Source organism: Chryseobacterium sp. II3a (genome assembly GCF_057815135.1).
In genome coordinates, this window is sequence record NZ_JBYPZJ010000004.1 from 23,305 (window position 1) to 36,970 (window position 13,666).

Annotated in this window: 10 protein-coding genes; 3 read left to right on the plus strand and 7 right to left on the minus strand. The window is 36.4% G+C overall.

Annotation, left to right across the window (positions count from 1 at the left end):
- Positions 1 to 53: 53 nt before the first annotated feature.
- Positions 54 to 848 carry an SDR family oxidoreductase gene (locus AC3HD6_RS11415; protein ID WP_488896455.1) on the minus strand — a complete coding sequence of 265 codons (795 nt, stop codon included), beginning with the start codon at positions 846 to 848 and terminating at the stop codon, positions 54 to 56.
- 411 nt (positions 849 to 1,259) lie between these two features.
- Here AC3HD6_RS11415 and AC3HD6_RS11420 point away from each other — a divergent pair, with 411 nt between their 5' ends.
- The 3 genes from AC3HD6_RS11420 (at position 1,260) to AC3HD6_RS11430 (ending at position 7,650) form a co-directional block, all read left to right on the plus strand.
- Complete coding sequence (locus tag AC3HD6_RS11420) at positions 1,260 to 4,148, plus strand: SusC/RagA family TonB-linked outer membrane protein (RefSeq protein ID WP_488896456.1); 2,889 nt, start codon at positions 1,260 to 1,262, stop codon at positions 4,146 to 4,148.
- Positions 4,149 to 4,175: 27 nt separating this feature from the next.
- Positions 4,176 to 5,684 carry a RagB/SusD family nutrient uptake outer membrane protein gene (locus AC3HD6_RS11425; RefSeq protein WP_488896457.1) on the plus strand — a complete coding sequence of 503 codons (1,509 nt, stop codon included), beginning with the start codon at positions 4,176 to 4,178 and terminating at the stop codon, positions 5,682 to 5,684.
- A gap of 139 nt (positions 5,685 to 5,823) precedes the next feature.
- The gene (locus tag AC3HD6_RS11430) at positions 5,824 to 7,650 is read left to right on the plus strand and encodes an alkaline phosphatase (protein ID WP_488896458.1); all 1,827 of its coding nucleotides are present in this window, start codon (positions 5,824 to 5,826) and stop codon (positions 7,648 to 7,650) included.
- Between the two features lie 323 nt (positions 7,651 to 7,973).
- Here AC3HD6_RS11430 and AC3HD6_RS11435 read toward each other — a convergent pair whose 3' ends face one another.
- The 6 genes from AC3HD6_RS11435 to AC3HD6_RS11460 form a co-directional block, all read right to left on the minus strand.
- Positions 7,974 to 8,972 (minus strand): phosphatidylinositol-specific phospholipase C, encoded by a 999-nt coding sequence (locus AC3HD6_RS11435; protein ID WP_488896459.1) that lies wholly within the window; start codon positions 8,970 to 8,972, stop codon positions 7,974 to 7,976.
- A 226-nt stretch (positions 8,973 to 9,198) separates the two neighbouring features.
- A complete protein-coding gene (locus tag AC3HD6_RS11440) occupies positions 9,199 to 9,879 on the minus strand; it encodes a hypothetical protein (RefSeq protein WP_488896460.1) in 681 nt (226 codons plus the stop codon).
- Between the two features lie 13 nt (positions 9,880 to 9,892).
- A complete protein-coding gene (locus AC3HD6_RS11445; protein ID WP_488896461.1) occupies positions 9,893 to 10,381 on the minus strand; it encodes a hypothetical protein in 489 nt (162 codons plus the stop codon).
- Between the two features lie 85 nt (positions 10,382 to 10,466).
- Positions 10,467 to 11,693, minus strand: coding sequence for a 3-phosphoshikimate 1-carboxyvinyltransferase (locus AC3HD6_RS11450; protein ID WP_488896462.1), 1,227 nt, complete (start codon positions 11,691 to 11,693; stop codon positions 10,467 to 10,469).
- Positions 11,694 to 11,768: 75 nt separating this feature from the next.
- Positions 11,769 to 12,095 carry a nucleotide pyrophosphohydrolase gene (locus tag AC3HD6_RS11455; protein ID WP_047385875.1) on the minus strand — a complete coding sequence of 109 codons (327 nt, stop codon included), beginning with the start codon at positions 12,093 to 12,095 and terminating at the stop codon, positions 11,769 to 11,771.
- On the minus strand, positions 12,095 to 13,504 hold the full coding sequence (locus AC3HD6_RS11460) for a hypothetical protein (protein WP_488896463.1): 1,410 nt from the start codon (positions 13,502 to 13,504) through the stop codon (positions 12,095 to 12,097). The genes AC3HD6_RS11455 and AC3HD6_RS11460 overlap by 1 nt, the downstream gene beginning before the upstream one ends.
- Positions 13,505 to 13,666 lie beyond the last annotated feature (162 nt).

Here is a 13,666-nt window from a genome sequence, read left to right on the forward strand (position 1 = left end):
ATTCTTCACTGCATTTCATTTCGTTCAGAATGACAATGCGTTCTATCAATCAACTAATTTTTATCCAGTTTATTATATTTCTTCATCAAATTCTCATAAACTCCCTGTGGAAGAATCCATTTCAAGGGAACTCCGATTTTCTGCCCGAATTTACCAAAATAATAATGAGCTTTCCATTTATTTTTCCCTAAAAGTTTTTCAATGTATTCTGCTACCTCTAATGGTTCAGTTCCGTCATCTACATGAGAATTCATCAAGGCATACACTTTATCGAATACATTTTTATAAGGCTGAGAAACCTGAGCAATCACTCTGTTGTCTGCAATATTGGTTTTAATGTCACCTAAATGCAGTGAACATACTTCAATATTCCATGGATAGACTTCATACCTCATTGCTTCCGTTACTTTATCCAAGGCAGATTTTGAAGCAGAATAGAATCCACGGAATGGTAGTCCCATCTCACTACCGATACTGGATACATTGATGATCTTTCCGAATTTGTGTGTTCTCATAGTCGGAAGAACGGCGCTCATCATTTGAACAGGCCCGGCAAGATTAAGACTGAAAAGTTTAAGAATATCCTCTTGGGTAGAATCCTCAACAGCTCCTACCATTCCCATTCCGGCATTGTTGATAAGAACATCAATTCTTGTTTCGGTTTTCAGTACTTCTGCAACAGCATTCTGAACGGCAGTGTTATCGGTAACATCTGTTGGAATAGATTTGAAATATTGACTTTCCGTATATTTTCGGCTTAAACCATATACTTTGTGTCCTTTTTTACCAAAATATTCAGCCAAAGCAAATCCAATTCCTGATGAGGTTCCTGTGATGATAATGGTCATTTAATTCGTACGATTTATTATTATATTCATTTTTCTTGCTTATCAAGCATCAGTTTTGATTCGTGGTAAGCAGGAAAATCTATTTTCAGCAAATGTAAAAAAAGAAAAGAGAAGTCTGTGATTTATTATCCAGGAATACTTCTGCGGAAATAAGTGAATCTACACTTTCATTATAGTCTATTGTCTCAGTTGGGTTATAAATTTAAAATAAAGTTAATATCAGTTGTGTATCGAATTTTAATAGAATAATTATTTTTTTCATTTTATAGTATTAAAAAAAGTGATTTAAGTTCCTGATAAAGAATCCAAGGAAAGAAAAAAAACTAAAATTTCTTAATAAAAACATAAGAAAATCTTAATGTACCACGGGGAAAGGCTGTTTTAATTTTGCATCTAATTAAATAGGATGTCATGAATGTATTTAAAATCCCTGTCTCAGTAACATACTTAACAGGTAGGGTATTACTTATTGGTGCAATTTCAGCTTCACCGATGTTCCTCTCTCAAAAAAAAGACAGTTTAAAAGAAAAATCCATCGATGAGATTGTTGTTGTTGGATACGGAACACAGAAAAAAAGTAAGGTTTCTGGTGCTGTTACGGAGGCTTCATTGGATAAGCTTACTTCCAGGTCTTTATCCGGAGTAGGTGAAGTTCTTCAGGGAAAAGCTCCCGGAGTAACGGTTGTGAATGAAGGTGGAGATCCTAATGGCTCCCCTAAAGTAAATATCCGTGGTCTGGGCGGGGTGAATGGTGAATCTCCTCTTTATGTTGTGGATGGAGTTGTTTTTAATGGAACTCCTGCTATTAACCCCAATGATATTCAGGATATTTCTGTGCTTAAGGATGCTTCTGCAGCTATTTATGGAGCGAGGTCTTCCGGAGGGGTAATCCTGATTACCACCAAAAGAGGCAAAAAAGGAAGCCTGACAGTAGATTTTGATGTTAAATATGGAATTAACCAGGCATGGAAATTAAGAGAATCTTTAAATGCAGCTGAATTCCAGGACGTAATGCACCAGGCATACGAGAATGCAGGAAAGCTGAATAACCTTCCATTGGCCTTCAATGCAGATAAATATGCTGACGGAGGCATTACCAGAACAAACTGGATGAAAGAGATCTTTCGTACAGGAACTATTCAGGAATACAATGTAAACCTTAACGGTGGAAATGAAAAATCCAGATTCTTTGTGGGGATGAACCATAGAAGTCTTGAAGGAATTTTATTAAATACTCAGGCAAAACGATATAATTTCAGGGTAAACTCTGAACACAAAGTAAAAGACTGGTTGACGATCGGAGAGAATATGTACTATAACTATTCGGACGGAAACACAGCGAACACAAAGAATGGATACACAGGAGCTTTGGTTGCCGCCATGTATTACCCGCCAAACGTTCCGGTTTATACTCCATCCGGAGCTTTTTCAGGACTACCGATTGATGTAGCAGGTGGGTATGGAGATATGATCAATCCTGTTGCTTATCTGAAAAGAATCAGTATTCAGAATCCTACTCATGAGATTTTGATCAATCCTTACATGGAAATTACGCTGGCTAAAGACTTGAAATTTCGCTCCAATTTTGCTCAAACCTTTAAAATAGGGAATGTAAAAGAGTTTACTTCCAGAGTGCTGGAAGTAGGAAAGATCTTTGATACCAACAGTTTGGAATATCAGAACAATAATATTTCAACTTCTCTTGCTGAACAGCTCCTTACTTATAAATTTACAACCGGTAAACATAATTTTGACTTCCTTGCAGGTTTAACATTCCAGAAAACAACTGAAGACGGATTCCGGGCAAAAACTTTTGATTTCAGAAGTGAAGCGGAAGCCTTCCGATATCTTCAGAATGCTGCAGATACTTATAGAGAAGCAGAAAGTTACAAATACAGAAGTGCTTTAACTTCTTATCTGGCAAGGGTAAACTATGACTATGCCGGGAAATATATGATCAGTTTACTGGGAAGAAGAGATGGAACATCTTTAGTCTCTAAAGAAAAACATTTTGCAGATTATTATTCTATTTCAGGAGCATGGATGGTATCCAAAGAAAATTTCATGAAAGATATTCTATGGCTCTCCAACCTGAAATTAAGAGGAAGTCATGGTATTTTAGGAAACCTTGGCGGGGTTTCTTACCAGGCAGTAAATCCACAGATGATCCGTGATAATAACATTATTTTCGGCCAGGATCCGGCACAGAATATTGCTTATTATGCGAGGACAAGACCCAATCCGGATTTGAAATGGGGGAAATCAGAGCAAACCAACTTTGGGGTAGATGCTTCCTTCTTCCGTAACAGGCTTGCTATGCAATTTGATTACTTCGTGAAAAAATCAACTGATCAAATCTTCAATGTGAATCTTCCGAGTACGGCAACGTATGTAGATCAGTATGTAAATGCAGGATTATTCCAGGATAAAGGATATGAAATAGGAATTAATTTTAATGGTAAAAATACCGGAGATTTTACCTATTCAATCGGAGCGACTCTTAGTCAACTAAAAAATACGGTGAAGCAGTTGGCCGATGTGGATGAGATCTTTGTCAACAGTAATAACGTGCGTGGAGTTCTGAAACCTACCCGTATAAAAGTGGGTGAATCTCTTTATTCTTATTATGGATATAAAACTGATGGGATTTTCCAGAGCCAGGCGGAAATCAACAATTATAAAGATGCTAATGGTAATCTTATTCAACCTAATGCGAAACCCGGAGACATTAAATTCCTGAAAAAAGAGGGCAATACAGGAGCATTGAATAATAATGATTTTGTAAACCTTGGAAATCCATATCCAAAATTCTCTTACGGATTCTCTTATAACATGACCTGGAAAAACTTTGATCTTAATTTATTCTTCCAGGGTGTTTATGGAAATAAAATATTCAATGGATTGAAATTTATTTCATTAAACCCAGGAGGAACAGGGCAGAATTATAACATGGACAGAGAGATCCTGAATGCATGGACTCCTCAGAATACCAATACCAATATTCCAAGAGTGATGCAGGGTGATCCAAGTGGTAATTACTCCAAAGTATCCGATTTTTATGTAGAAGATGGTTCTTATTTGAGGCTTAAAAACCTTACAGTCGGATATTCATTACCACGTGAACTTTACAAAAAACTTGACGTGAATAAAATCAGAGTATATGTGACTAGCAATAACCTGTTTACCATTACCAAATACACAGGTTTTGACCCTGAAGTGGGAATGGAAACGTATGGTGTAGATACAGGAAGATATCCTCAGGCCCGTTCATTTATTTTCGGACTGGAAGTCGGGTTTTAATCTAAAAACAAATTTAAAAGTAAAAAGATGAAGATTTTCAATACAATCATTTTAATAACAGGGCTGTCTGCTTCAGTATTATCATGTACTAATGAACTGAACATAGAGCCCGAAGGGACACCCACGGAAGCCAATTTCTGGAAAAGCGAAAATGACTTGATTACCGGTGCTAATGCTATGTATAAACCGCTTTCTGACAGTGAATTTTATGGAAGAGGATTTTTTTGGTTTATTAATGCCAGTGATGATATGGTAACAGGAAGATCAAAAAGTGAAGCAGATAATGTGAAGAATTTTAGCAGTAACTATATTGCTGCCGGAGACCTGGAAACACAATGGAACAAAAGATATACGGTAATTGGTGTTGCGAATCGTGTTATCCGTAATATTGATAATATCCAGGCTTCACAAGCAGTGAAAAACAAGTATTTGGGGGAAGCTTTGTTTATGAGCAGCAGAATGTATTTTGAAATGGCTTACAGCTATGGAAATGAAAAAGCAGGCATTCCAATCATAGACCGTACGAAAGAACCGGATCCAAACCCGATTCCAAGGGCTGCCAATGTAACGGAAAACTATAATTATATTGTAAATGATCTGAAAAAAGCAGCAGAATTACTGCCTAGCCAGGAAGAACTTCCAACCAAAGATTATGGAAGACCTCATAAAGCAGCAGCTTGGGCGTTGCTGGCAAAAGTATATCTGTTTATGAAAGATTGGAAGAATGCAGAATATTGGGCCAATGAAGTAATGACCAAAGGAAACAGAAATCTGTTGAATAATTTCGGCGATGTTTTTAAAGCTGAAAATAACTATAGTTCAGAGTATATCTGGTCAGTACCAAGTACAACTAAATTTAATGGAGTAGGAAGTATCCTTCCCGGGGTAATGCTGGAAAACAAAGGTTGGGGGAAATATAATGGTTGGGGGTACTTCCAGCCTACAAAAGAATTATATGATGAATACGAAGCCGGAGATCTTAGACGAAGTGTGACTATCCTTAAAGAAGGGGATCAGTTTACCTTTGATGGAGCAGTAAGAACATATACAACATCCAATTCCCTTACAAAAGCTCAGTTTAACAAATATATGGATGCTTTCAAATATCCATTTAAAGAGGGTCATGTAAATGCTAATGGAGATTATCCTTGTACGGACCTTGCTGTTCCTATTATGCGTTATGCTGAGGTAATTCTTATAAAAGCGGAAGCATTGCTTATGCAGAATAAACCTGCAGATCAGGAAATCAATATGATCAGAAAACGCGCTGGTCTTACTTTGAAAAGCGGTTATACTATGGCAGATCTGAAACATGAAAGACGTTGCGAGCTTGCCGGTGAATGGGCAGACAGACACAGAGACCTTGTGCGTTGGGGAGACGCACAGGCAACCTATGCTAAGCCACTTCATGGAATGGATGGAAAAGAAGCTTGGGCAGCCAGAAGCTTTAATCCAGCAGTTCATAATGTTTGGGCGGTACCACAGGTTGAGATTGTAAACAGCCATGGTGTTATTAAACAAAACGAAGGTTGGTAAAATTTTAATCATATATATCAGTCACGATATCATTACAGGACCTCTGTGATGATATCGTGTTTAAAGGAAATATAGAATAACGATGTTAATGATAGGAGTGATATTCTATTTAACCTACAAAAACCATAAAAATTTACAAATGAAACTATCAAAAATATTGGGTTTGCTGGCCCTGGCAGTTTTCTCTGAAAACCAAGCACAGAATTATTTGAACTATAATGTGGGAAATGCTCATTCTCACAATGATTATATGCAGGAGATTCCTTTTTGGCAGGCATATTATGCCAACTTCGGTTCTATTGAGGCAGATGTTTTTCTGGTGAAAGGAAAGCTTTGGGTGGCTCATACGGAAAAAGAACTTTCCGCAGACAGAACGCTGGAAAACCTTTATCTGGATAATATTGCAAAACAGATCAAACTGAATAAAGGGAATATTTATAAGGATGCGAACAAAAAGCTCCAGTTGTTGATTGATATCAAACAGGATTATAAAACAACCTTAAGTGCTTTGGTTAATACATTAAAAAAATATCCTGAAATTACTAACAATTCAGGGGTAAAGATAGTAATCACGGGTGGAAGACCTCAGCCGGGTGACTTTAAAAACTATCCCAATTATCTTTATTTTGATGGCGACCTGGATAAGGACTATTCCGCAGATCAGTTAAAAAGAGTTGGAATGTTCAGTGCAGATTTGCCAGAACTGGTAAAATGGAATGGAAAAGGGATTCCGAGAGATGAAGAAACGGAGAAAATCAAAAAAGCTGTGGATAAAGCGCATGCTCAGCAAAAACCTATGCGCTTCTATGGAGCTCCTGATTTTCCTAATGCCTGGGTAAACCTGATGGATATGGGAGTAGATTATATCAATACCGATCATATTCCGGATCTTAAAAAATTCATGAATACCATTCCTAGAAATTTCTATAAAAATACTAAGGAATATGCTGCTTATACTCCAACCTATAAAACGGACGGAATCAACAAAAAAGTAAAAAATGTAATTCTTTTGATTCCAGACGGTACTTCTTTACCTCAATACTACGCTGCTTTTACGGCCAATAAAGGAAAGTTGAATGTATTCAATATGAAATCCACAGGTTTATCTAAAACCAATTCGCTAAACGCCTATATTACTGATTCAGCACCGGGATCTACAGCATTTTCTACAGGAGTAAAAACAAAAAATACATTTGTAGGGGTAGATGGAGCTGGAAAAACTTTAGCACAGATTCCGGATATTATTGCTGCAAAAGGATTAGTATCCGGATTGATCTCTAGCGGTGATGTAACGGATGCAACACCTGCCGATTTTTATGCCCATTCTGATAACAGAAACAGCTCTGAATCTATTCTGAAAGACTTTGCTGCTTCTAAGGCTAAAATTCTTATCGGAGGTCCCACCAGTGGTTTAACTCAAGACACAGAGCAGCGATTGAAAGAGGCTAAAGTAGATATTTATCACAGCCTGAAATCTGCAGAGAAAATCAATAACAGAACACTGATTATTGATCCTCTGGCTTCACAAAGAATCACAAACGGAAGAGGAAACTGGCTGGCTGATGCTTTTGATGTTACTTTGAATGATTTGAAGAATAATAAAAAAGGATTTTTTATGATGGTGGAAGCTTCCCAAACTGATGGCGGCGGGCATAGTAATAATATAGAACAGCTGGTTACCGAATTATTAGACTTCGATCATGTAGTAGGAAAGGCAATGAAGTTTGCAGATGAAAATAAAGAAACGCTGGTTGTAGTTGTGGGTGATCATGAAACTGGTGGATTAACGCTTTTAGATGGAAGCCTGAAAGACGGTTGGATATTTGGGAATTTCAGTACCAATGACCATACTTCTATTCCCGCAAGTGTTTTTGCTTACGGTCCAAATTCCAAAGAGTTTACAGGGCTGTTTGAAAATACAGAAATTTTCAACAAGATTATGGCCGCTTACGGCTTTGAAAAATAGTTGAATTCAATCAGCCATAATTCTTAATAAAAAATGTAGTCTTTAACAGCTAAAGACTACATTTTTACTTTTACAAATATCACAGCATAAAACCCACTGAAAATGGTAAGATTTTTAAAACTTTAGTGTATTTCCTATACACAAAGCTTGTCATTTAAAATGGACTTAAGGGCTTAAAGCTTTTGTGCTTAAACATTTTCATATGATATTCTCACGCCTATTTTACAGTAACATCTGTTCAATCTGCATAATCCGCGAGAATAAATAAAAAAGCTATCCCAAGAAAGAGACAGCTTTACTACTACAATTTATATTTAACTATTCTAAAAATTAGTCTTTACAATCAGCTCTGCCAGTTCAGCATTTACAAAATCAATAGGCATAATTCCATACGATCCTTTTGTATTACCTTGGAAGAATACTTTAAGTTTCGGGTTGATTGCATTGGAAACGGTAGGAATGCTTGGAATTCCAAAGATTCCCGGTTTGTAGCCACTGGTGAAATTGATGAAAAGTCTATCGCTATTATTGTTTTTAGCCTCATTGAACAGGGTTGAAATTCCGTTCCATTTATCATCATTATTAGTAACTTTATAATAATCCTGAACCTTAAGCTGAGCCCCCGGATTATTAATTTCAAAGGTTGTATTGTCAGCCCATGAAGTCGCATTGATTCCTTTAGCAGCTTGTGTAGAGAATCGTCTAAGCAATCTGATTTTTCCTCTTACTTCTCCAAGAGTAGGAATGTTTGTTCCAAGATTCCATTTTGAAGGATTTTTCTGTACATATGAATCGAAAGTACTTTCAAAACTTCTTGTGGTGTTGGAAGCATCATGTTCTTCTTTTACAGACATGATGATGGTTTCAGATGGATGACTTTCAAGAAATGCATAACAGGCATTCAGGACATCATCGAAATTTAAATTCTGGTAAATAGCACCATGATGAATGGTAAATGAATTATCAATATGTCTGCAGCGGATATCAAGAAATCGAACTCCTGCATTCAACTGTTCAGCAATACTGAGGTCCTGTGTTTTGGCTGTTCCTGAAATTACAGGGGCATCTATACGTGCTCCGGAATCGTGTGTTCCGGGGATAGAAATTTTTGAAATTGAAATATTATCCTGCAGACCGGCCATCCAGCTGTTCATTTGTACAGGTGCCAATGAGGCTATTTTATAGCTTGCTTTGTTTGCTGAGGTCAGACCTGTTTCATTAGAATCTCTTTCTGCCATCCCTTCAGCGCATGAATAGAATACAGCTGCTGTGGCCATACTAAGCGTAAAAAATTTTACATATTTGATTGGGTGCTTGAACATAGTTTATATTTTAATGGTAGCTAAAATTAAGAATATGTCAAGTAATAAGGAGTTAACTTAGTTTTAAGAGATGATTAAGTTGTTGTGTTGAAAGGCGGGAAGAGGGAAGCTCTTTAAGTTGAGAATGAGCTGTTTTCATTTTATTTATACTGAAATAGTAGATCAAAAGTCTATTATAGCTTTTCCAGGATAGTTAGCCTCCAGCTTCCATCATCCTGCTCCCTTCTTAGAAAACAAAATCTTCCTTCATTCCCGGAATCTTGAACTTATGTTCTCGTATTTTGAAATCATTCATTTTAATAAGAGGTCTAAACTTATAGATGAATTCTTTATAAACGTTTTCCGGTATTTTCGCTTCCTCATCACATGATGAATACTCTTTGTCTACAATTACTTTTCCGGTGGAGAAATTAATTTCATTAGTAAAATCAAACTCACAGGTATCTTTAAAGTTATCATGGGAGCCAATCAGGTAAAAATCACCATTCTGAAACCTGAAGGTATGTTTATTAATCTGAGTATGCCTTGAATTGCTGAAAAAACTCTGTTCCACTACAAGACAATTATTTTTTATCTGAATGTTAAGAATATTATCTTCAGGATAGAAGCCTAGGCAGCTTGAATACAATAGACTGGAATTCTCTTTCCAGATTTTAAGTTGTCCCTGTTCGTTTTTTAAGATATAGAAGACCCTTTTATAATCTTTTTTTCCGGAAGTTCTTTCATAGTCAGATGCGATTTTGTCTGTATCAAATACAATAACCGTTTCATCTTTTCCATCTTTATCCAAATCTCCTTTTACCTCAGTTATCTTTTTATATTCTTTCGGAACAGTAAAGTTCTTCAGGTTTTGAGCATAAGAGATTGTGAAAAATAAGATGACAATAAAAGAAAGCAGTTTTTTCATAAGCATGGTGCCGTTATAATCCTGTGTCTTCCTTTACGATGAGGTTCGAATCACTCAAAGTACACAGGCAGCCTTTTATTGTTTTGTAGATTCCAGAAATATCGGTTTCCTTTCCTTTAGCATCAGTTACCGTAATTCCTGTGGAATAGGATGCATCTTCAGCATAGTAAGATTTGTATAACTGATATTGATAGCCATTATTAGCAAATGACAGATAATTAAGCTCCATTCCTGAATTTTGTTTCCCGCCGCCTCTCATATAAGACTTGTAGCTGAATTGTTTCCAGCTATCCTTGGTTCTTGCTGAAGGAAACTCCATTTCTACTTTATTTTTATTCCCGAAACGATATTGGATATATGCATCTTTTTTATCTTTTACCAATGTCATCTTTTTCCCATTCTTTGTTTCAAAGGAGTAGATGATTTCTTCATTAGGAAGTAAATATTGTGCCCAAATCGATAATGGAAGTGCCAAGGCAAATAAGATCAGAAATTTTTTCATGATTAGGTGTTGTTTTTAGATGATGTGATAATCTGAGAAATGAATCATTGTATTTTCTCAAATTACCACATTTTCAGATTTTAAATTATTTAGTCATTACGCTGGCAAGATCTTCCCAAAACATCGGGTAAGATTTTTCCACTACATCTTCATCTTCAATAGTCAGTTCTCCAATCAGGCAGTAAGGCGCAAAACTCATCGCCATTCTGTGATCCTGATATGTTTTGATTGAAATGTGGGTTTCAGGCTCTCCAAAACTTACAGATTCAATGGTTAAATCAGTAATTTTTGTTTCAACGCCCAGTTTTTTCAATTCATTATATAAAGCCTGAAGTCTGTCTGTTTCTTTTACTCTTAATGTTCCCAATCCTGAAATTTCAAAAGGGATTTTCAATGCAGCTGCTGTTACACAAAGTGTTTGTGCAATATCCGGGCAGTTGTTCATATCCAAAACAATTTTTTCAGGGAAAGAAAAATCAGGCTGAGGCTCCAAAGTCAGTTTGTGTTCAGCTTCAGAGTAGGTTGTTTTAATGCCGAAGAAATCCTTATAGATTTTTGCAATGGCAGAATCTCCCTGTGTAGATTCTTTGTAAAAGCTCTTTAGGTGAATAGTCTCTCTTCCCAGTGCACAGATCGAGTAGAAGTAAGAAGCCGAACTCCAATCGCTTTCCACTTCATAGCTTTTGGTGGAAGCTTCATGATCCGGAGTGAAAGGAGCTACTTTAATTGTATTTCCTTCAAAACTGTTTTGAATCCCGAATCTTGTAAGAATATCAAGAGTCATTTCAATATAAGATCTTGAAGTCACTTCACCCACAAGATGAATCTCCAATCCGTTTTCAAGTTTTCCTGCAATAAGAAGCAGAGAGGTAATAAACTGGCTGGAAATATTCGCCGGAACATTCACAGAAGTCTGTGTAATCTTTTTTCCTGTAATTTTTAAAGGGGGAAATCCTTCATTCTCCATATACTGGATCTCAGCACCAAGATCTTTTAAGGCACTTACCAGATTTTTGATGGGTCTTTCCTTCATTCTTCCAGAGCCGGTAAGGATCGTTGTTTTTCCATCCTGGATAGAGTAGTAGGATGTAAGAAAACGCATAGCTGTTCCTGCATGGTGAATGTCTACCACATCGGTAACTTCGGACAATGCCTTTTTTAGCAGCTGGGTATCCTGGGAATTGGATAAATTTCCGATTTTTATATTACTAAACAGACTTTCCAGAATCAATAAACGATTCGAAATACTTTTCGAACCGCTGATCTGTACTGTTTTATTTCCTATTAATGTTGATTTTTCTAGCTTCTTCATTATTTCTTCATATTTCAACCCTGATCCCAGATTTCAGATACTTCTATAGGCATCTGAAATCTGATGTCAGGAATTTTATTTTAATTTTTCATTATTCTGATGACGGTCTTTATCACGATCTGTTTTGATCTTCATTTTTCTGTCAAAAGCATCCTGTAGATTAACCCCGGTTTGATTAGCCAGACACAAGGTTACAAAAAGCACATCTGCCAGTTCCTCACCAAGATCTTTGGTTTTATCACTTTCCTTTTCACTCTGCTCACCATATCTTCTGGCAATGATTCTTGCTACCTCACCCACTTCCTCAGTCAGCATAGCCATATTGGTCAGTTCATTAAAATATCTTACACCGATGGTTTTGATCCATTCGTCAACCTGTTGTTGTAATTGAGTAATTTCCATTATTGATAAGCTCCGATAGTTGGATTAGGAGTTCTAGATACATTTACGATATCAAAAGGCAGAGTACCTGCTACTACAGGATCTCCTTTTCCTTTAGCCGGAGATGTAGTTTTTACCCTTAGATTCATTTTTGCAGCGAAATAATTCATGAACTGCGGATCTGTATTTTTGATGCTCTGCACCACATTCACATTATTGTCGAAAGTAAAACCTGCTTCGGAAGTACTGGAATATTTTAACAGACAGTTTTGAATGAAATATTCAAATTGCTGTCCCGGTGTTTGTTCAAACTGAACCGAATTTTCTCGGTCAGAATATACAATACTGTTATATAAGTTAAATTGTTGTAAAGCACCCTGTTCAGTTTGCCCGGCAGCATTTTTCCACTCATTTGTTACGAAAATTCCTTTTCTGTCAAACGATTCCATAGATTTAGAATAGTTGGCAATAGTGGCATGAGTATAGTTGTGTTTTCCACCTTTGAAGATCCCGATACATGATAAACCAGCATTATTCATTACTAAATTTTTGGCAGTTACGCTAGAGTTTACCGCATACATACCATATTCAAAGAAAGTATGAATAAATGAATTATTGATATTGGCTGTTGTCTGATTCATGTCAAGACCTCTGGTTCCGCCAAATAATCTTGCATGATTCATGTTTAGAATAGAGTTGGGTTCCATTTTGATAGAATTCCAGTTTTTAGAAATGGTATCATAATAAGGGTCATTCCTGTCACCACGAAGAATCACCTGATTGTCCAGTGTTCCGTTAATATTTAAAACTGCATTTTTAGAAATCTTCATTCCACTGTTTTTGTGAAAATAAACTTTGGTTCCCGGATCTATATCCAGTGTGACATTAGGATCTATGGTAAGATCTCCGTAGATGATTTTCGCTTTATTATTGTTCCATGTTGTAGAAGAAGTAATCACATTGGGGTTCGTGGGAGTCTGAATAAAGAATTCAGCATCCTGAACAACTGAGAATAGAGTCACATGCTGCTGCCCTGCTGGCCCGGTGAAAACCACTTTGTCTTCAGCAATAGCTTCGGGTCCTGTGGCCTGAGGAGCAATTTCTACATAGATATACAGACTGTCTTTTTTTCTTAAAGGAACATCTTTAAAATCATGTCCCGGCTTTCCATCTACATTTATTCTGTATAATGATGCCGCTCCTTTTTCAAGATTTATTCTTGGGATCAGAACATCTTTATCTTCATTATTATACACCTTTACTACATAGGTTTCTGAACGCACCTGATGATAAACTGTATCGCAAAATACAGTATCTCTTGAAAATCTCAGCTGTTGCGAAGGAGCATCAAAGGTAATATCATCCTTATTACATGATACCGCTATGAGGAGCATCCAGAAAGAAAAAGCCAGTAATAATTTGAATTTCATTGAAATTAATGTTTAGTAAGTTCCAAATTTAACGAAAATACTTTGAATTTCTTATCAAGAAAAAAATATTGAATTCAGTATTTGGAAATTAGAAAAAAAGTTGTACTTTTGCAACCTAAAATTAGCAGAGAAATATCCATTACTATTTCGAAAGCAAACTTT

Coding starts and splice junctions, on each gene's coding strand:
- AC3HD6_RS11450 (WP_488896462.1), bottom strand. CDS start 11,693: ATGAAGAAGCTAGAAAAATCAACATTAATAGGAAATAAAACAGTACAG.
- AC3HD6_RS11460 (WP_488896463.1), bottom strand. CDS start 13,504: ATGAAATTCAAATTATTACTGGCTTTTTCTTTCTGGATGCTCCTCATA.
- AC3HD6_RS11430 (WP_488896458.1), top strand. CDS start 5,824: ATGAAACTATCAAAAATATTGGGTTTGCTGGCCCTGGCAGTTTTCTCT.
- AC3HD6_RS11425 (WP_488896457.1), top strand. CDS start 4,176: ATGAAGATTTTCAATACAATCATTTTAATAACAGGGCTGTCTGCTTCA.
- AC3HD6_RS11435 (WP_488896459.1), bottom strand. CDS start 8,972: ATGTTCAAGCACCCAATCAAATATGTAAAATTTTTTACGCTTAGTATG.
- AC3HD6_RS11445 (WP_488896461.1), bottom strand. CDS start 10,381: ATGAAAAAATTTCTGATCTTATTTGCCTTGGCACTTCCATTATCGATT.
- AC3HD6_RS11415 (WP_488896455.1), bottom strand. CDS start 848: ATGACCATTATCATCACAGGAACCTCATCAGGAATTGGATTTGCTTTG.
- AC3HD6_RS11440 (WP_488896460.1), bottom strand. CDS start 9,879: ATGAAAAAACTGCTTTCTTTTATTGTCATCTTATTTTTCACAATCTCT.
- AC3HD6_RS11420 (WP_488896456.1), top strand. CDS start 1,260: ATGAATGTATTTAAAATCCCTGTCTCAGTAACATACTTAACAGGTAGG.
- AC3HD6_RS11455 (WP_047385875.1), bottom strand. CDS start 12,095: ATGGAAATTACTCAATTACAACAACAGGTTGACGAATGGATCAAAACC.